Genomic DNA, 18,628 nt, shown 5'->3' on the forward strand with positions numbered 1-18,628 from the left:
TCGTGGACGGACCGGCGCGGTCAGCCGAGGGCGGCGGCGCCGCTGACCGAGGGTGTGTGCGTCAGGACGTGGGGACCGTCGCTGCCGATCACCACGGCGTCGCGGGTGAACACCGCACCGACGCCCGGCTCCCACACGTACGCGGTCAGCGCGAGCACCATGCCGTCTTCGAGTGCATCGCGCTCGGCGGTGGCCCGCAGATCTGGCGACACCACCGGCGGGTCGAAGCCGAGGCCGAGACCGTGGGCGACCGGCATGGCCGGCAGTCTCTCACCGGCCTGCTGGTAGGCATCCAGCAGCGCACTCGTCGTAGTGCCGGGCCGGCAGACGTCGAGCAGCCTGTCCCACAGCTCATCTCGGCGCCGGTACAGCGCACGCACCGCGTCCGTCGGCTCACCGACGTAGTGCGTGCGGGCGACCTCGCCGACATACCCGTCGGCCAGCACACCCGCCGACAACGCCACCAAATCACCGTCACGTACCGTGCCGTCGCCGTCCGCGCGACGCCATGGATGCTCCTTCGAGGTCACCCACGCCGCATCCTGGGTCGCCGGGGTACTCACGCCACCGGCGGCCTCGGCCTCCAGCAGGGCGCCGGCCAACGACTGCTCGGTGGTGCCGTCGGTCAGTTCGGCCGACGCCTTGGCCAGGCCCTCCTCGGCAACGCGCAGTGCGCGGCGCAGGGCCTCGATCTCCTCCGGTGTCTTGATCCGACGGGCGTCGCGCATGGCCTGTTCGCCGTCGACGAGTTCGGCCTGCGGGAAGGCCATCGGCAGCAGCTTCGCGAAAGTCGGTGTCAGCGCGTCGGTCCCGACCCGGCGCGCGGTGTCGGTGCCCTTGATGTTCTGCAGTACACCGATCAGCGTCATCGGATTCCAGGCCAGTCCATAGAGATTCTCGTGCGGAATCTCCTCGGGTATGCCCTCGTCCCACGTGCTGTTCAGGTGGATCTCACCGGTGGCGCGCACGAACGTGCAGATCGGCCCGAACGGCCGGGTGCCCACGACCCACAACTGCGGCGCACCGGAGATGTAACGCACGTTGGCCTGCCGGCCCAGTACCAGCACGTCGAGGTCGTACGCCTCCATCTGCGCGATGGCGCGCTCCCGGCGGCTCACCCGCAAGGCCCGGCCGTCGGCCTCGATATCAATTCCCACTGGACACCTCGTAGGGGTCGTACGGATACGCGGTCAGCGGCATCCAGCCGTTGTCGGTGACGACCACGATCTCCTCGCCGCGATAGCCGCCGGTGCCGTCCTCCCACACCACGGGCTCGAACACCAACAACATGCCTGCCGGAAAGACGAAGTTGTCATCCCACTCCTGGCCGAGGTCCGTTCCGATCATCGGCATTTCGGCCGCGCTCGTGCCGATACCGTGGCCGAGGTAGAAATGGGGCAGCCACGGCTTCTGTCCGCCCGCGCCCGCGGTAGCCGCCCGCCCGAGGTCACCGCACGTGGCGCCGGCCCGGGTCACCGATAGCACCGCGTCGACGATCCGGCTCCACTTCTCGAACTGCTCCTGTTGAGCTGCCGTCGGGTCCTGGCCGACGATCCATGTGCGCCCGTGATCGGAGCAGTAGCCGTGGTACGCGATGGACACATCGGTCCACAGCACGTCGCCCTGCTGCAGTTCACGCTCGGTCGTCAGCAGCGGCAGCGCGAGGTCACCGGTGGTGGTCCAGGCGCCCTCGGCTCGCGACGCCGGCATGACCTGCCAGATCGAGTCGAACATGTTGGTCGTGGCGCCGAGTTCGAACGCGTGCCGGACGAATTCGGCGGACAGGTCGATCTGGCGCACGCCGGGTGCCAGAGATTTCTGGATCTCGGCGACGGCGTGTTCGGTGATCTGACACGCCCGCCGCACGCAGGCGATCTGGTCGATCGTCTTGACGAGCTTCGCCGCACCGACCACCGGTGCCGCGTCCACCGGCGCGCTGGGAAACAGTGCGCTGCCTGCGCGGCGCATCGCGCCGGTCAACTCGTCGGTCGCGATCGTCGCACCGGCCGAAATGAGCCCGGCGAAGATCTTCGCGAATTCGGCCACACCCTCGTCGAATTCGAGATAGACCGGCCCGTGCAGGTGATCGTCGGGCAGGCCCGATTCCATTGCCGCACCCTCCCGGAACGGCAGGAACAGGTGCGGGTGCTCATCGTCGGCAAGCACGACCGCGACCGGCCGCTCGACGTGTGACAGCCCCGCGTCCGCCAGCGGCCAGCTGATACCCGTCGCGTACATGACGCTGCCGTTGCCGAGCAGCACCAGCGCGTCAACGCCCTGATCGGCCATTGCGGCGCGCAGGCGCGCACCGACCTCCCGGCGCATCCGGGCGAAGTCGGGCTCGTCGGGGATGTCGAGCCAGGTGAACCCGGTCCGGGCGATCTGGGTGACGCCAGACTGAGTCGACGTCGTCATGCGATTGCCTCGCAGGCTCGGCTCCCGCATTTCGGACACATGGTTCGCTCGCAAGCGTCGCTCACAGAACCCCCAGGAACTTCTGCACATTCGTGCTGACGATCTTGACGGCGTTCTCCGCACCGACCGCGTCCACCACGGTGGCCAGGGACTTCTCCGAATACCCGAACGTGCTCTCGTTGTGGGGGTAGTCGCTGGACCACATCACGTTGTCGACGCCGATGTCGTCGATCAGCCGTAGCCCGAGCGGGTCGACCATGAACGAGGCCGCCATGTGCCTGTCCCAGTAGTGCCGGACGTCGTGCTGGAGTTCGTGGTTGAACATGTGCCGGTAGGACGCGAGCATGTGTTCGGCGTCCTGCAATGCCGTTGGCACCCAGGCGATTCCGCCCTCGAACCAGCCGATCTTGAGCTTGGGATGACGATCGAGGATGCCGGAGAAGACATACTTGGCGAACTGCTCGCGGAACGAGTCGACATTGACCATCATGCCGACCACGACGCTGTTGTTCTCGCACGGGGTCTTGGGCGGCGTCTCGCCGATGTGGTGGCTGACCGGGATGCCCGATGCCTCGATCTCGTCCCAGACGGCGTCCATCGCGGTGCTGCCGTAGTCGTAGATGTTGCCGTCGTCGTCCTTACCCGGGTTGAGCGGGAGCAGGAACGTCTTGAGGCCCAGCGATTTCAGTTCGTCGAGCGTGCTGCGCGCGCCCTTGGGGTCCCACCAGTTGATCAGCCCGACACCGTAGAAATGCCCGCCGGACTGTTCCTGCAGGGCGGCGATGTGCTCGTTGTAGATGCGGAACACCCGCTCCCGCAGCCCCTTGTCGGGGTAGTGGAACAGGGCCAGCACCGCGTTGGGGAACGCCAGTTCCTTGTCTATGCCATCCTCTTTGAGTTCGCGGATGCGGGCCTCGATGTTGTTCGACGCGGCGCCTGCCAGGTCGTCGTACTGCATCAGCACCCGGCCGAAATCGCCTCCGGTCCAGGCCTTGCCCTTCATGCCGACCATGTAGGCGCCGTCCTCGTACCAGATCCGTGGCGCGGCGCCCTTGAGTTCCTCGGGGAAGCGGTCGTAGAAGATGTCGTCGGCCACCGAGATGTGGTTGTCGGCAGAGAAGATCTCGGTGCCTTCCGGTAGCCCGAGGTCACCGGTCGCATGGCCGCGGCGGTTCTTCGGGGCGCCGAAGCCTTCGGGTGGGTAGAGGGTCTGTGTCGCGGTGGACATGTCAAATCTCCATTCGGCGGTCAGGGCTGAAAGTCGTTGTGGATCACCAGGTCACGGGAAGTTCGTATACGCCGTAGGCGAGCCGGTCATGCTTGAACGGCACGTCTTCGAGTGGAATGGCCAGCCGCAGGGTCGGGATGCGGCGCAGCAGCGTGTGAAAGACGATCTGCAGTTCGGCCCGGGCCAGTTGCTGCCCGACACACTGGTGGCGCCCGTAGCCGAAGCCCAGTTGCTGGCCGGCGTCGCGGCTCAGGTCGAGCTTGTCGGGCTCGGGGTAGGCCTTGGCGTCCCAGTTGGCCGGCGCCAGGTCGATGATGATGCCCTCACCGGCACGGATGGTCTCACCGCCGATCTCGATGTCCTCGATCGCGACGCGACGCTGCCCGGTCTGGATGATCGACAGGTAACGCATCAGCTCCTCGACCGCGTTGGCGATCACCTTGGGATCCTCGGCGTTGCGCAAGAAGTCGGCCTGCTCGGGATTCTCCAGCAGTGCCAGCACGCCGATACCGATCATGTTCGCCGTCGTCTCGTGCCCGGCGATCAACAGTCCGGTGCCGAGCTGTGCGGCTTCCTTGACGCTGATCTCCCCGGCGGTGACGCGCTCGGCCAGATCGGAGACCGCGTCCTCGGCGGGATTGGCCTGCTTTTCCTCGACGAGATCGATCAGATATTGATGCAGGCTCATCGCGCCTTTTTGCATGGCGTCGGCCGCCGCATAGCGGGCCAGGCCGGCGTTGGCGTGCTCCTGGAAGAACTCGTGGTCCGCGTAAGGCACGCCGAGCATTTCGCTGATCACCACCGTCGGCACCGGGAGTGCCAGCTTCGCGACGATGTCGGCCGGTTGCGGTCCGGCCAGAATCTCGTCGATGCAGTCGTCGGTGATCTTCTGGATGGCCGGCCGCAATCCTTCGACACGGCGGAAGGTGAACGGCTTGGACAGCATCCGGCGGAACCGGGTGTGCTCCTCGGCATCTGAGGTGAACACCGAACGCGGCCGTTTGTCGACCGTGGCGAGCATGTGTTCGTTCCAGTGCGGGAATCCCGAGCGACGGTCGTCGACACTGACCCTGGAGTCGGAGAACAGCGTGCGGGCCTCTTCGTGTCCGGTGATGAGCCACGGGGTGTCGCCGTTCCAGATGCGCACGCGGAACAGGCCTTTGGGGTTACCGAGCATCGGCGGCGGCGGCGCGAACGGGCACCGCGCGTCGCGCTCCATCGGGTAGTCGGGGATCTCGGTGTGTGTCAGCGTTTCGGTCATCGTGTCGTTCATTCCTCGATGTCTATGGCCAGGGCTGGGCAGGCCGCCGCGGCGCGACGGGCGTTGTCGGCTTGGTCAGGCCCGGGGCTGTCGTCGAGCAGCAACACGACGCCGTCCTCGTCACGCTGGTCGAACAGCTCGCCGGCATTGAGCACGCATTGACCGGACGAGACGCACTTTTCCTGGTCGACGGTGACTTTCATGGCAGATCGCCTTGTTCGGTGACGGGCGCCAACCAGAGACCGACGATCGCGTCGATCAGGCCGGATGCCGCGCCCTGCCACGATGCCCTCGGCACGCTCGCGCCTTGGGCCAACGCACGTTCCCGGTCGGCGCAGCTGTGCATCAACAAATTCCGGGCCATGATGTTGCGTTCGGCGCGGATCTCGGCGGGCAGATCCGGCAGGCAGTTGTTCATCCCGTCGATGACCTGCACCAGCGACGGCGAGCTGAGCGCGTCGCGGACCACGATGTTGTGATACGCCGGGTCGGTCATCACCTGCGCGGCGAACCGCGCGTACCACGTCGGATTCCCCAGTGCGGCAAGGTGGTCGGTCAGTGGCTGGACCAGGCAGCTGACCCAATCCCGCAAGTCGGCCGAGTCATCGATGGTGTCGACCATCCGTTCGCGCAGAAACTCTATGGGTCCGCGATGTTTGTGTTCGATCGCTCGCACCAGATCGGTCTTGGTGCCGAAGTGGTAGCCCACCGCGGCGTTGTTGCCCTGCCCGGCCGCCTCGCTGACCTGGCGGTTGGACACCGCGAATACGCCGTGCTCGGCGTAGAGCCGTTCCGCCGCCTTGAGGATCGCCTCCTGGGTACTGCTGGCCCGGTCGGCCCGAGCCATCCGGCTGGCTGTCGTCACCGTTCCAGTGAACCGCGTCACAGCCTTTAAGTCAAGCGACTGATTTAAGTTAGACGCGCTTGGCCGGTTTCTCGTCGAGACTGCGTCGAGGGTCGCTCCGATGCGCGGATCACGACCGTGGACGCAGTCTCAGCCGTCAGCGCGCGGGCTTCTCTTTCCGGACGAGAACCTTGCCCGCAACGGTGCCCCCGTCGATCGGCAGCACTGTGCCGGTGACGTAGCGCGAGCGGTCGGTGGCGAAATACAGCGCCGCCTCCGCCACATCCTCGACCGTCCCTTCGCGTTTGAGCGGGCGATCATTGCGCATCTGGGCGCGAATCCCTTCCTCGAACTCCTCGAGGCGTTGCCGGTCTTCCGCAGAGGCCGATTTGGCGACGATCGCGGTCCGGATGTTGCCGGGGGCGATCGCGTTGACCCGGATCTCGTAGTGCGCCAGTTCGATCGCCGCAGACTTGGTGAACTGTATGACGGCGGCCTTGGACGCGCGATACGTCATCACTCCCCCGCCTGCCTGGATTCCGCCGATCGAGGTGAGGTTGAGGATTGAGCCCCCGCCGTGTTCGGCCATGTGCCGTGCGGCATCGCGGGTACCCGCCATCACACCGAGCACGTTGACTCCCATGACCCGATGAAAATCGGCGAGGTCGTCATCGAGGAAGCGACGATGCATCGTGCCGGAGATACCGGCATTGTTCACCATGACGTGCAGGCCGCCGAATCTTTCGACCGCGGCGTCTACGAGCGCGGTGACCTGTTCGGGATCCGATACGTCGGTCGGCAGGAACGCCGTGTCACCGCCCAGCTCCTCGACGAGGGCCGCGCCCCGGTCCTTTTCGACGTCACCGATCAACACCGCGGCCCCCTCGGCGACGAACCTCCGCACGAGGCCCTCACCCAGGCCGGCCGAACCGCCGGTGATCACCGCGACTTTTCCTGCCAGTTCATTGCTCATGTAGGCCGCAAGCCCTTTCTCATCGGCCGCACCGGGGGCGACGCTTCGACTCAACCCGCTCGAAGGAGTTCAGTCAAGCGACTGATTTAACCGAGAAACACTGACTCTCTTGCCTCTTGACGCCGGGCGCCAGCGGGGGTCAGAATTCCTACACCGTGTAGGAAATGGGGGAAACATGAGAAAGTTCCGCGATAGGGCATTGAGCGCGTTTGCCGGCAGGTTCGACTGGCTGTCACTACCCACCGCAGAACCCGCCGAGGACTACGGGTTCTTCGGGCCGGGCTCGGTGACCTGGAAGGTCTGGAGCTACCCGACGTCACTGTCGATCGGGTTCCAGCGCGCCGTCGTCATCGAGGAACTCGACCCCGCGCTCGTCGCCGCGGTCGACCGGACCCAGGGCATCTACCAACGACCCCGAACTCGATATGACCGCACGTTGCGCTACTTCGCCATGGTCGCCTTCGACGACAGCGTCTCGACGACGCAGGCCGCCGACGTGCTGGTGAAGATCCATTCGAAGGCCGTCGGCACCGATCCGGTGACCGGACAGGCCTACGACGCCAACAATCCGGCCTCGCAGCTGTGGATCCACCTGACGGCATGGCACTCGATCCTGTGCGCGTACGAGAAGTTCGGTCCCGGAAGGCTTTCGCCTGAGGAAGAAGAGCGGTACTGGGCCGAGTGCGCACGTGCCGCCGAGCTACAGACTTTCGACCCGGCCGACGTGCCCCGCACTCGCGAGGGTGTCCGGGAGTACTTCGAGCAGATGCGCCCGCAGCTCATCGGCTCCGACATCGCCCAGAAGGCCATGCGCCATCTGCTGCGCGCGGACGTGATGTTGCCGCAGATGCCCCTCCTGCTCCGGCCGGCCACCCTGGTGATCACGGCGATGCTGCGCCGCGCGACGTTGTCGACGATGCCTCGCTGGATGCGAAAGATGGGTGGGCTGAGCACTTCCCGGCTGCTGGACGCCGCGATCGTACCGCCGATGAGTGCGGCGTTCACGGTCATCTCGATGAGCACGCGGCTTCAGCTGATCCTGTTGCGGCTGATCTCCCCGGCAACGCTGCCCATCGGCACGCGGGTGCTGCGCGAGATCCCACCGCACTGCCGTGTCACCCTGACGCCACGCGAAGCCCAGCAGCAGTACGGCTACAAGGTCCCCGCCCAGGCCCACCTCGAATTCCGGGAGCGGCAGCTGGCCCGGGTGTTCGGCGAGGGGCTTGCGCCGAGCGATCAGGGCCTCGTCGAATCCGAGCCCATCCTGGGTGCGATCGGGTGATGTCGTTGCTGCGCAGGGTTCTCGACCACCAGCTCAGTGTCCGCCAGCTCACCTATGTGGCCACGACGCTGGCAGTGCCGTACCTGGCGGTCGGGGTGTTCTGGGCGTTCGGCCGGCACGAGCATCTGGAAAGGCTCACCGGCCTGGACCGGTTCTTCTCTATCCTCGGAGAGATAGTGGCCTGGCCGGTTCTGGTCATAGCCGATGTCCACCTGACCTGAGGATCGCCCTGACCACCGAGACCGCCAAACGCACCCGCGCCGAGCACCTCGGGCCGGATCGTCGCCGCCCGCAAGTACTCGACGCCGCGCTCGAGATCGCCGCGAGCGAGGGCGTCGCCAACGTGACCATGGGTGCGGTGGCGGCACGGCTGGGTGTCACGCGGCCGGTCGTATACGCGTGCTACGGCGGGCGTGGCGAACTGCTCGCCGCGCTGCTGGAGCGCGAAACCGAGGTCACGCTGGCGAATCTGCTCGCCATGCTCCCGCCGGAACGGACGGGTTCGGTTGAGCAGATGTTCGTCGACGGGTTCTGCGCGCTGCTCACCACCGTCCGCGAGCGTCCCAGTGCGTGGCAGATCATGTTCACCGTTGACCTCGATCCGGTGCTCGACGCCGCGATCGTGCGTGGCCGGGCCCAGATCGGCGAACAGGTGGCCGCGGTGATGCGCCCACTGATGCAACGCTGGCAGGTCGAAGACATCGACGTCGTGCTACCGCCGCTGTCCGAGGTGTTTCTCGCGATCTGCGAGTCGGCAATCCGCATGCTGCTCAATGACCCCGACCATTGGACACCCGAGCGCTTGGCCGCGATCGTCGGCCCGGCCGCCTATCGCGCGATGCGGGCGCGTTGACCTGCCAGGAATTCCGACAGCAGGCCGTTGACGGCATCAGGTTGCTCGATCTGCGGGCAGTGGCCCGCGTTCTCGATGACCGCTGATCGCGCACCGGTGATCTGCGCCGCGATCTCGGCGGCCCAGCCGGCGGGCAGCAGCTTGTCGGACGCGCCCTCGACGATCAACGTCGGCACACCGATGCGTTCGTAGGCACGGGCCGACGACGGGGCCGGCGGCGGATCCAGACCGGGACGGCGGAAGCGGGCTGCTGCCAACGCTTCCCACGCACCGGGTGCGATGCTCGACTCGTATCGCCTGCGCACGTACGCGTCGTCGGCGGGATACGCCGGGTCGGCGAACAACGCCGCGACGATGCGCCGCATCCCGTCGAACGTCGCGTCGTAGTCGTAGAGGGCGGCCATGTGCTCGTTGCGCTGGATCTCGCCGCCACCGCAGATCGCGACGAGCGATCGCACCGGAAGCCGGGGAGCGTCCGAGGTCGCGTCGACGAGCAGGTTGATCGCGCCCATCGAGTTGCCGACGAAATGTGCTGCGTCCACACCCAATTCGGCGCAGAACCGGGCGATGTGGCGAATCCGCAGCCCCCGGCCGTCGTTGAAGTCGACGACCTTGGCGCTGCCACCGAAGCCCAGCATGTCCGGCGCCAGCACCCGGTAGTCCTCGGCCAGGGCGTCGATGGTGCGCTCCCAGCCGAGTTCGGCGTTCACCCCGAACTCACCGCCGTGCAACAGGATCACGGTGTCGCCGGCACCGGCTTCCAGGTAACTGGTCGCCAGGCCGTCGATGTCGACGATGTGACGCCGGTACGTCACGTGGTCGCCCCGCTCGACCGCGCGAACGTGAGCACCTGGTTGGCCAGCATGTCGAGCTGGTCGCGCACCGGCCCGTCCGCCAATTCACCGGTGTCGGACCAGATCTTGTCCGCCGAGTTGATCGCCACCCCGAGGGGGGTCGGCCACGCCCGCAACGCATGTCCGATCGAGCGCAGCTGGCCCAGGGTGCCCACCGCGGCCTGCCACCCGTACGCACAACTGATGCAGCCCCACGGTGTGTTGTCGAGATAGACGCGCGGGTCCTCACGCAGATCCTCGATGTAGTCGAGCGCGTTCTTCACAAGCCCGGAGATCGCGCCGTGGTAGCCCGGCGAACCCACGACCACCGCGTCGGCGTCTCGCAGCGCCTTGACCAACTCGAGGGCCGCCGGGGTGCGGTCCAGTGAATGTGGCGCGTACATCGGCAGATCGAGATCGGGGCCGGCGAACATGCGGGTCGTGCCACCCTGACGCTCGACCGACGACAGGCAGTACCGGACCGCACGCTCGGTAGACGAATCGGCGCGCAGTGTGCCGCCGAGGCCGACGACGAACGGAACCTTCTCAATTGACGTCATGGTCTCCTCATTTGATCGCAATGGGATTCACCGGTGAACCGACCGCGCCGATCACGCGCAGGGGCGGTGCGATGAGCTGGAATTCGTACACGCCGTCGGTGGCGCAATCGGCCGCCAACGCGCTCAGGTCCCAGTATTCGCCGAACATCAGCCCCATGTCCCGCAGGCACAGCATGTGCATGGGCAGGAACGTTCCCTCCACACCGTTGGCCGGATCGGGATCCTCGACCATGAGGTTGTCGGCGGCGACGGCCGCGACCTCGTGGTCGTGCAGCCACGAGGCGCATGTCCAGTCCAGGCCAGAGCCGGGTTCGGTGCCGTCGCCGGTCGACAGGAAGCGCGTCCACCACCCGGTGTGCACCACGACGATGTCGCCGCGGCCGATCGTGACGCCTTGCGCGGCGGCCACCTCGTCGAGTTCGCCCGGCGTGACGGGCTTTCCGGGTTCCAGGTACACGTCGGCTCCCCGGTGACGCACGACGTCGAGCAGCACACCCCGGCTGGTGATGCCCTTGCCGTCCACCTTGTCGATGCCGCAGCGGTAGGCACCGAAACTCGTCACCGAGTCGGCGGGAAATCCGTTGTAGAGCTTGTCCTCGTAGTACACGTGCGACAACGCGTCCCACTGGGTGGCGGCCTGCAGCGGCATCACGATCATGTCGTCGTTGAACCGGAACGGATTGTCGGCGAAGTACGCGCTGACCTGGTTGGCCACCGAGTTGCGCAGCCACTGCGGGCCATATTCGGCCAGCGTGTTGGCGTCACCGCCGTCGACGGTCATCACGTGGGTCGGGTTCTGCCGGAACTGGAAGGCGCCCTGCGGCCCGCCCGAGCTGAAATCGCCGCCGAGCGCAAACACCTTGCCCTGCTTTACCAGTGCGGCGGCCCCGGCGACCTTGTCGGCGGTGATGAAGTTCAGCGTTCCGAGCTCGTCGTCGTCACCCCAGCGGCCCCAATTGCGCACATCGTCGGCGACGCGGCGGAACTCGCTCATGCTTGCGGGCACCCTCAGCTCCTCAGCGTAGCGTCGGCGGCGATCACGTCGGCCTCGCGCTTGGCGAGGATTCCGCCGTCGGCCCAGATCACTTGGCCGGTGACGTAACTGGCGGCCGCGCTGCCCAGGAACAGCAGCACCGCGGCCTGCTCACCGGCCTCGGAGTTGCGGCCCAGCGGAGTGGTGAACGAGTCGAGATACTGCTGCCCGTATGCCGACCGCAATTGGTCGAGGATGGGCGTCTCCGTCACGCCCGGTGCGGTGCAGTTGATCCGGACACCCCGGGCACCGAGTTCGACGGCCTTGGACATCACGTAGAGAATCGTCGCCTCCTTGGAGAGTCGATAGCCGCCGTCGGCCAGCGCCTCGGGATGCTCGCCACACCAGCGCAGACCCGCCTCCACCGAGGCGGTGTGCAACAACCCCGCTGTGGTCGAGCGGTTTTCGCGGTATGCCGACGCCGCGAGCGAGGACACCATGGTGATCGACCCGCCGTGGGCAACGCGGTCGACCATCGCCTCGGTGAACTGTCGCGTGCCGAGGAAGTTGATCCGCACCACCAGCAGCGGGTCACCGATGCCCGACGACACGCCCGCCACGTTGAACAGCGCGTCCACCGGTCCGTCGACCGCGCCCGCCGCGTGGTCGACAGCCGCCGGATCGGCGAGGTCCAGCTCGATGAACGTGTCGGGCATGTGTTCGGGCGCACGGACATCCAGGCCCGTCACCCGCGCCCCGAGGCCACGCAGCTGCCGCGTGACCTCGGCTCCGATACCCGACGCGCACCCGGTGACCACGACGTGTTTGCCGTCGTAGCGCACGAGCTCGCTGAGTGGGGTCACGCTCAGCCGGCCTGCTCGCGCGCGGCCTTCTCTTGCTGGGCGGCCTTGACACGTCCCTCGTTGATCTCGGCCATGGCCTCGGGGATCTCGCCCGCGGTGAACTTGCCGCCGCGTCCGGTCGGCAGGCCGCCGAACGCGTAGGTCTCGTCGAACAGCGGGGCGTCCGACCGCTGCCTGCGCGCCTCGACCTTCTCGATCACCGGTTCGAGCCGCTTCGCTTTGTCCGCAACCGCTTTCGCGTCGCGCTCGATGAACTCCGGCAGGATCTCCTTGCCCATGATCTCGATGGATTCCATGGTGCCTTCGTGGCTGCGCGGGTTGAGCAGCAGGATGATCTCGTCGACACCGCTGGCCTCATAGCCGCGCAGGAACTCGCGGACGGTGTCGGGTGACCCGATGGCGCCGCGTCCGGGGCCGTAGGCCAGCGTCGGATCGTCGGCGACCGCCTGCTCGTAGCGCTCCCACACCTTGGTGCGGCCGGGGGTGTGCATACCGGTCAGGTAGTAGTGCATGATGCCGAACGAGAAGAACCCGCCGCCGATGCCGAGCCGCTTGAGCGCCTCCTCGTCGGACTTCGCCACCATCATCGACAGGTCACCACCGATGGCCAGGATGTTGGGGTTGATGACGGGGGTGACCGGCGTGCCCTGCTCCTCGAATTCCTTGTAGTAACCGTCGACGCGGTCCTTGAGCGCCTCAGGCCCGGTGTAGGCGAAACTCAGTGCGCCGATGGCTTTCTGGGCGGCCATCTGCACCGATGACGGGCGGGTGCAGGCCACCCACACGGGCGGATGCGGCTTCTGCAGCGGCTTGGGGATGACGTTGCGGGCCGGCATCTCGACGTGCTCGCCTTTGAAACCGCTGAACGGCTCCTCGACCATGCAGCGGATCGCGACCTCAAGGGCCTCCTCCCACTGCGCACGCTTGTCGGCCGGATCGATATTGAAGCCACCCAGCTCGGCAACCGAAGACCCTTCACCGGTACCGAATTCCACGCGGCCGTTGGACAGGTGGTCGAGTGTCGCGATGCGTTCGGCGATGCGCGCCGGGTGGTTGATCGGCGGCGGCAGGTGCATGACACCGAAGCCGAGGCGGATGTCCTTGGTGCGCTGGCTCGCCGCCGCCAGGAACATCTCCGGTGCGGTCGAGTGGCAGTACTCCTCGAGGAAGTGATGCTCGGTCAGCCAAACCGTCGAGAAGCCGGCCTTGTCGGCGGCCTCCACCTCGGTGAGCCCGTGCTGGAACAGCTGATGTTCGTCGTCTTCCGACCACGGCCGAGGCAGCGGGAACTCGTAGAACAGCGAAATCTTCATGCGTTAACCCTCCTAGGAAATCCGGTGCTGAAGTGAGTCGGTCTCGTGCGACTTGCGGCTCACGGCTTGCGCCGCAGCGTGTTTGGCAGCGATGTAGCCGAACGTCATGGCCGGGCCGATGGTCGCCCCCGCTCCCGCGTAGCTGCGGCCCATGACCGCCGCCGACACGTTTCCGACGGCGTAGAGGCCATCGATCGCGGTCTCGTCGGCACGCAGGACCCTGGCGTGTTCGTCGGTGCGTAAACCGCCCGACGTGCCGAGATCGCCGAGGATGATCTGGAATGCGTAGTACGGCGGCTTGCCGAGCGGGCGCAGGTTCGGGTTCGGCAGCGTCGGATCGCCGTAATAGTTGTCGTACGCGCTGTCACCGCGGTTGAAATCGTCGTCGTGCCCCGCGTGCGCCAACTGGTTGAACCGTTCGGCGGTGGCCCGCAGGTTCTCGGCTGGCACGCCGATCTGGCGAGCCAGCTCCTCCCAGCTGTGGGCCTCTTTGACGACACCGGATTCCAGCCATGCCTTGGGCACCTTGCGCCCGGTCGGAACGGGGGCGAACGGGATCTTGGGGATGGGCAGGTGACCAGCCACCACGTACCGGTGGAACGAGTCGATGTCGGTGATCAGCCAACACGGAATGTGGGTCACCCCGGACTGCTGGCCCTCGATCATCGCGTGCGCGAAATCCATGTACGGGGCGGCCTCGTTGATGAACCGCCTGCCCGCACCGTTGACCACGAACTGCGACGGCATCATCCGCTCGTTGAGCATGAACTGCAGGCGGCCGTCGGGCCAGCAGATGGCCGGGAACCACCATGCCTCGTCGAGCAGATCGGTCGTCCCGCCAACTCTCTCACCGGCCCGGATGCCGTCGCCGGTGGCCGCCGGGTTGCCGAAACTCCAATCTTTTTCCAGCACCGGCAGATGTTCCTTGCGCCACGCCATGTCGTGGTCGAAGCCGCCGGAGGCCAGGATGACGCCGTGCCGGGCGCGGATCCGCAGCGGCCTACCGTCGCGCTCGACGACAGCGCCGAGCACGGCGCCGTCGTCGCCGGTGATCAACTCGGTCATGGGCGCGTTGAGCCACAGTGGAATTCCGTGTTGCTTGAGCGCCAGCCGCATACGCGCGGCCAGTGACTGCCCGATGGCGGCCATGCGTTCGCCGAACACGCGGGCCTTGACCATCCGCCAGATCAGTTTGAACAGCACGGCCTTGCCGCGCCAGTTCTGCCTGATCTGGTAGAACAACCGAAGGTCTTTGGGCGCGAACCAGATTCCCCTCGGCGCCAGGGCCAGCGGCGTCAACAGGTTGCGTTCTTCGTCGCCGAGCTTGCGCAGGTCGATCGCCGGAACGTTGATGGTGCTGCCCTGCGCTGACCCGCCGGGCAGCTCCGGGTAGTAGTCGGCGTACCCGGGCTTCCAGACGAACTCGAACCAGTCGCTGGTGCGCTCCAGGAAGTCCATCATCTCCGGGGCCGTGTCGACGTAGGCGCGCAGCCGCGCGTCACTGACCGTGCCTTCGGTGATCGACTTGAGGTAGGTGAACACGCCGTCGGGTGACGGCACGTATCCGGCACGGCGCTGCGCGGGCGCCCCCGGTACCCAGATGCCGCCGCCGGACAGGGCGGTGGAACCGCCGAACTGTGGTGACTTCTCGACGACGAGGGTGTCGAGCCCGGAAGCGTCGGCGGTCAACGCGGCGGTCATGCCACCACCGCCCGAGCCGACCACGAGCAGGTCCACGGTCTGGTCGTACGTGTCGGTCATGCGTTGGATACCGCCGTTCTGATTGCGAAGCCTGCGATCAATTCCGGTGCTGCGCGGTAGAAGTGGTTGGCGGTCCGATAGCGGCCCTGGGCGGTGAGTGCCGCGAATGCCGCGACCCAGGTTCGGATCTCGTGCGCCGAGTTTCCGCCTTCCCCGGCGATGAACTCGTTGGACCACCCGTCGAGCTCGGTGAGCCTGCCCTCGTCGAGGATCTCGAGCAGGCTGTGGTCCCAGTCCGGGTTGAGCGGGCGCAGCGGGCTGTCGCCGTGCGCGAAGTCATGGGCGGCCTGGCTGACCGCCGCCTGCCGGGCCGTGCGCTGTTCGGGCGTCATCGGCGCCCCGTGCACGATCCGGTCGAGTGCCGCGGGCGGCGCAGTGGCCAGGGTCGGAACCGGCGGGTCGTGGGAGAGTCCACCCGATCCCAGCACAAGCACCCGCTTGTTCAGCGTGGCCAGGTAGGACCCGACCGCGGCGCCCAGCGCGCGCGACCGGGCGAGCGGCCCGAGCGGCGTGGCGACGGAGTTGATGAAGATCGGCACGATGGGGCGCGCGGTCGCATCGCCGAAAAGCTCCTGCAGCGGCTGCACGGTGCCGTGGTCGACGTCCATGCTGGACGAGATCGCGATGTCGACACCGGACTCCCAGAGCACCTCGGCACATGCCTGTGCGATGTCGGCGTCGACGTTGAGCGGCCCGGCGTGGGTCCCGTAGTCACCGACTCCCGATGCCGCGGTGCCGATGCAGAACGGCGGCATGAGCCGGTAGAAGAAGCCGTTGTAGTGGTCGGGTGAGAACGTGACGACGAGTTCGGGATCGAAGTCCGCCACGAACTTTCGCGCGCCGTCCAGTGCCGTCGTGATCTCGTCAAGGAGTTCGGCCGACGGTCCCGGAAGATTCAGCAGTGGGCTGTGGGACATACAGCACAGGGCTACTGGCACCGTTATCTCCTCCCTTGGTCAGATGCAGAACGTCGAACAGCGCGGTGCTCAGTTCCGGTGCCCGCTGGGCGATGTCGGCCCCCGCGATACACCGGTCGGGACGAAGCACCAGAACGGATTCGGTGTGGGCGTCGAACCAGCCTTTCAGCGCGCCGGTGCGGTCACCGACGATGACGACCTCCGGGTCGTCGTGCCCGGGCCAGTGCAGCTGCGTCGACGGCCGCGCGGCGATGAAGCTCGCCCCCAGCGCTTTCCAGCGGTCGAAGGCCTCGGCACCGAGCAGCGTGCGTGGATTGTTGTTCCAACACAGCACCGCGAACCCGGGGCCGATCACGTCGTCGAGCAGCACATTGGATTGCGTTCGGGTGTCCACGCGCGGCTGGATGAACAGCGTGCCTGCCGGTGCGGTCGGGTTCGGCGGTTTCGCATGGTAGACCGCGCCCTGGTCGTAGCGGGGCATCGGCTTGAACCGCATCTCCAGCACGTAGCGCTTGAGCGACGGCACGATTGATGCGCCCCGAATGACCTTGTCCCGCAGAGCCGCGACGCGGCGGTTGGTCGGCGAGATCACCCGGCCGACCATCGTAGATAGGTCGATCATCGCGCGCGCGTGCTTGCGGCGCTCGGTGTCGTAGCTGTCGAGCAGCGCATCTCCGGCGTGCCCGTTGACCACCGCGGCGAGCTTCCAGCCGAGGTTGGCCGCGTCCCGGATACCGCTGTTGTAACCCTGGCCCTGCCATACCGGCATGAGGTGCGCGGCATCGCCGGCCAGCATCATCCGGCCCTTGCGGAATGCGCCCGCGATCCGGGAATGGTGTGTGTAGACGCGGCGGCGGATCACGTCCACCTTGTCGGGGTGCGGGACGAACGGGGCCAGAAGCCGTGCGACGAACTCGGGATCCTCGGCCTGCTCGTCGGTCTCGTCGGCGTGAATCATGAACTCGAAACGCCGGATACCGTGCGCGATGGAGATCGAGGCGTACGGCCGTTCCGGATCGGCGCCCACCTCGCTGTTCGGATGGCCGAGCGGGTCGTTGGCGAGGTCGATGACCACCCAGCGGGTGGCCGAGGTGGTGCCGTCGAACGACACCCCCATCAAGCGGCGGGTCGCACTGCGGCCACCGTCGCAGCCGACCACGTACCGCGCGCGGACGGCGGGGACGTCGCCGGCGAATTCCACCGTGACCCCGTCCTCGCTTTCCTGCGCGGACTCCATTCGCCGACTCCAGGCCACCTCGACATGGTCGAACCGGTCGAGCCCGGCCAGGAGTTCGGCGTCGACCATCGGCTGGACGAACCCATTGCGTTTGGGCCAGCCGAACCGTGCGTCGGGAGGCGCCATTTCGGCGAGCAGACGCCGATTGCGGTCATAGAAACGCAGAATCTGATTCGGCACGGTGTGGGGCAGGATCGCATCCACCAGACCGATCGACTGGAACGTGCGCAGGGATTCGTCGTCGAGACCCACGCCGCGCGGATAGTCGATGAGGCTGTCGCGCTCCTCGACCACGAGTGTCGAGACACCCTGCAGGCCAAGAATGTTCGCGAGCGTCAGGCCGACCGGGCCGGCGCCGACGATCACGACATCGACTTGCGTTGCGGTCACGCGCGCCCCAGCAGGAAGTCGAGGTGCAGCCGGTTGAACGTCGCGGGGTCCTCGTACTGGGGCCAGTGCCCGCATCCGGGCATCACCTCGAACCTGGCACCGGGGATCATCGACGCGATCCGGCGTCCTTCCGCGACGTCGGCGGTCGGGTCGTCACTCGTCCACACCACCAGGGTCGGTGCGGTGATGGACCCGTACTCCTTCTCCCCCAGTAGGTTTCGCGCCCTGATCTCGGGATCCTGCAAGGCCATGATGTCGCTCATCGCCGAGACGAACCCGGGCTGGCGGTAGACGCGCTGACGGCTCGCGACGATGTCGTCATAGTCCTTGCTCTTGTCGGCCATCAGCCATTTGATGCGCGCCTGCACGGTCTCCCAGGTCGGGTTCTCGGCCGCGGCCATCGACAGGGTGATGATGCGTTTCATCACCTCGGGGTCGGCCTGCGACCCGCCCGCGGTATTGAGCACGAGCCGGTCGACACGGTCGGGATGGTCGGCCGCCGCGCGGGCGGCCACCCAACCACCGAGCGATTCACCCGAAATATGAGCGCGCGGTGCGCCGATCGCGTCGAGAAAGCCCACCAGATGCTCGACGTAGTGCGCCACTTCCAATGGATGCCCCGGCTTGTCGGTGTAGCCGTGTCCGAGCATGTCGATCGACCACGTCGAGAAGTGCTCGGCATGGGATTCGAGATTGCGCACGTACGCCTCGGCGTGACCGCCGGATCCGTGCAACAACACCAGCGCGGGAAGATTCAGATCACCGGCATGGAGGTACCGCGTGCGCACCCCGCCAACGTCCAGGTAGCCCTGCGAGAACGCGACGCCTTGCAGATCACTCCACACGCTCTCGAACTCGACGGCAGTGCTTGTCATGGTCCCCTCTCTGGAGGTCGACAAGAGAATTTCATTCTCCAATTTTGTAA

At 66.8% G+C, this 18,628-nt stretch carries 19 protein-coding genes; 3 read left to right on the top strand and 16 right to left on the bottom strand.

All coding sequences use genetic code 11. From position 1 onward, the window contains the following. Nucleotides 1-20: 20 nt before the first annotated feature. The 7 genes from AWC31_RS08270 to AWC31_RS08300 form a co-directional block, all read right to left on the bottom strand. A complete protein-coding gene (locus tag AWC31_RS08270) occupies nucleotides 21-1,157 on the bottom strand; it encodes a M24 family metallopeptidase (RefSeq protein WP_085143783.1) in 1,137 nt (378 codons plus the stop codon). Next, on the bottom strand, nucleotides 1,147-2,415 hold the full coding sequence (locus AWC31_RS08275; RefSeq protein WP_085143784.1) for a M24 family metallopeptidase: 1,269 nt from the start codon (nucleotides 2,413-2,415) through the stop codon (nucleotides 1,147-1,149). The genes AWC31_RS08270 and AWC31_RS08275 overlap by 11 nt, the downstream gene beginning before the upstream one ends. 61 nt (nucleotides 2,416-2,476) lie before the next feature. Further along, a complete protein-coding gene (locus AWC31_RS08280) occupies nucleotides 2,477-3,643 on the bottom strand; it encodes an amidohydrolase family protein (RefSeq protein WP_085143785.1) in 1,167 nt (388 codons plus the stop codon). A gap of 43 nt (nucleotides 3,644-3,686) precedes the next feature. Next, nucleotides 3,687-4,904 (bottom strand): cytochrome P450, encoded by a 1,218-nt coding sequence (locus AWC31_RS08285; protein ID WP_085143867.1) that lies wholly within the window; start codon nucleotides 4,902-4,904, stop codon nucleotides 3,687-3,689. Between the two features lie 8 nt (nucleotides 4,905-4,912). Then, entirely contained in the window at nucleotides 4,913-5,107 is a 195-nt protein-coding gene (locus AWC31_RS08290) for a ferredoxin (protein WP_085143786.1), read from the bottom strand. Further along, nucleotides 5,104-5,751, bottom strand: coding sequence for a TetR/AcrR family transcriptional regulator (locus AWC31_RS08295; RefSeq protein WP_234816774.1), 648 nt, complete (start codon nucleotides 5,749-5,751; stop codon nucleotides 5,104-5,106). Before AWC31_RS08295 ends, AWC31_RS08290 begins: the two co-directional genes overlap by 4 nt. A gap of 154 nt (nucleotides 5,752-5,905) precedes the next feature. Continuing rightward, nucleotides 5,906-6,721, bottom strand: coding sequence for an SDR family NAD(P)-dependent oxidoreductase (locus AWC31_RS08300; protein ID WP_085143788.1), 816 nt, complete (start codon nucleotides 6,719-6,721; stop codon nucleotides 5,906-5,908). Between the two features lie 175 nt (nucleotides 6,722-6,896). Here AWC31_RS08300 and AWC31_RS08305 point away from each other — a divergent pair, with 175 nt between their 5' ends. The 3 genes from AWC31_RS08305 to AWC31_RS08315 are packed head-to-tail and all read left to right on the top strand — an operon-like array spanning nucleotide 6,897 to nucleotide 8,856. After that, nucleotides 6,897-8,003, top strand: a complete 1,107-nt coding sequence (locus tag AWC31_RS08305) for an oxygenase MpaB family protein (protein ID WP_085143789.1) — start codon at nucleotides 6,897-6,899, stop codon at nucleotides 8,001-8,003. Beyond that, entirely contained in the window at nucleotides 8,003-8,224 is a 222-nt protein-coding gene (locus AWC31_RS08310; protein ID WP_085143868.1) for a hypothetical protein, read from the top strand. The genes AWC31_RS08305 and AWC31_RS08310 overlap by 1 nt, the downstream gene beginning before the upstream one ends. Before the next feature lie 8 nt (nucleotides 8,225-8,232). Continuing rightward, complete coding sequence (locus AWC31_RS08315) at nucleotides 8,233-8,856, top strand: TetR/AcrR family transcriptional regulator (RefSeq protein WP_085143869.1); 624 nt, start codon at nucleotides 8,233-8,235, stop codon at nucleotides 8,854-8,856. Here AWC31_RS08315 and AWC31_RS08320 read toward each other — a convergent pair. Genes AWC31_RS08320 through AWC31_RS08360 form a run of 9 tightly spaced genes read right to left on the bottom strand, consistent with a single transcriptional unit; the run spans nucleotide 8,832 to nucleotide 18,578 of the window. Continuing rightward, nucleotides 8,832-9,671, bottom strand: a complete 840-nt coding sequence (locus AWC31_RS08320; protein WP_085143790.1) for an alpha/beta fold hydrolase — start codon at nucleotides 9,669-9,671, stop codon at nucleotides 8,832-8,834. The two genes, AWC31_RS08315 and AWC31_RS08320, sit on opposite strands and share 25 nt — an antisense overlap. Next, nucleotides 9,668-10,249, bottom strand: coding sequence for an NADPH-dependent FMN reductase (locus AWC31_RS08325; protein WP_067847854.1), 582 nt, complete (start codon nucleotides 10,247-10,249; stop codon nucleotides 9,668-9,670). Before AWC31_RS08325 ends, AWC31_RS08320 begins: the two co-directional genes overlap by 4 nt. 7 nt (nucleotides 10,250-10,256) lie before the next feature. Further along, nucleotides 10,257-11,243, bottom strand: coding sequence for a cyclase family protein (locus tag AWC31_RS08330; protein ID WP_085143791.1), 987 nt, complete (start codon nucleotides 11,241-11,243; stop codon nucleotides 10,257-10,259). Between the two features lie 14 nt (nucleotides 11,244-11,257). Beyond that, entirely contained in the window at nucleotides 11,258-12,085 is an 828-nt protein-coding gene (locus tag AWC31_RS08335) for a coniferyl-alcohol dehydrogenase (protein WP_085143792.1), read from the bottom strand. 2 nt (nucleotides 12,086-12,087) lie between these two features. Continuing rightward, a complete protein-coding gene (locus tag AWC31_RS08340) occupies nucleotides 12,088-13,398 on the bottom strand; it encodes an LLM class flavin-dependent oxidoreductase (protein ID WP_085143793.1) in 1,311 nt (436 codons plus the stop codon). Between the two features lie 12 nt (nucleotides 13,399-13,410). Next, nucleotides 13,411-15,159: an FAD-binding protein gene (locus AWC31_RS08345; RefSeq protein WP_085143794.1), complete on the bottom strand. Its 1,749-nt coding sequence runs from the start codon at nucleotides 15,157-15,159 to the stop codon at nucleotides 13,411-13,413. Then, nucleotides 15,156-16,076, bottom strand: a complete 921-nt coding sequence (locus AWC31_RS08350; protein WP_234816766.1) for a 3-carboxyethylcatechol 2,3-dioxygenase — start codon at nucleotides 16,074-16,076, stop codon at nucleotides 15,156-15,158. The genes AWC31_RS08345 and AWC31_RS08350 overlap by 4 nt, the downstream gene beginning before the upstream one ends. Then, on the bottom strand, nucleotides 16,024-17,703 hold the full coding sequence (locus AWC31_RS08355) for a bifunctional 3-(3-hydroxy-phenyl)propionate/3-hydroxycinnamic acid hydroxylase (protein WP_234816767.1): 1,680 nt from the start codon (nucleotides 17,701-17,703) through the stop codon (nucleotides 16,024-16,026). The genes AWC31_RS08350 and AWC31_RS08355 overlap by 53 nt, the downstream gene beginning before the upstream one ends. After that, on the bottom strand, nucleotides 17,700-18,578 hold the full coding sequence (locus AWC31_RS08360) for an alpha/beta fold hydrolase (protein WP_085143797.1): 879 nt from the start codon (nucleotides 18,576-18,578) through the stop codon (nucleotides 17,700-17,702). Before AWC31_RS08360 ends, AWC31_RS08355 begins: the two co-directional genes overlap by 4 nt. Between the last annotated feature and the right edge of the window lie 50 nt (nucleotides 18,579-18,628).

The sequence above is a fragment of the Mycolicibacterium wolinskyi genome (assembly GCF_002101965.1).
GTDB classification, from domain to species: domain Bacteria; phylum Actinomycetota; class Actinomycetes; order Mycobacteriales; family Mycobacteriaceae; genus Mycobacterium; species Mycobacterium wolinskyi.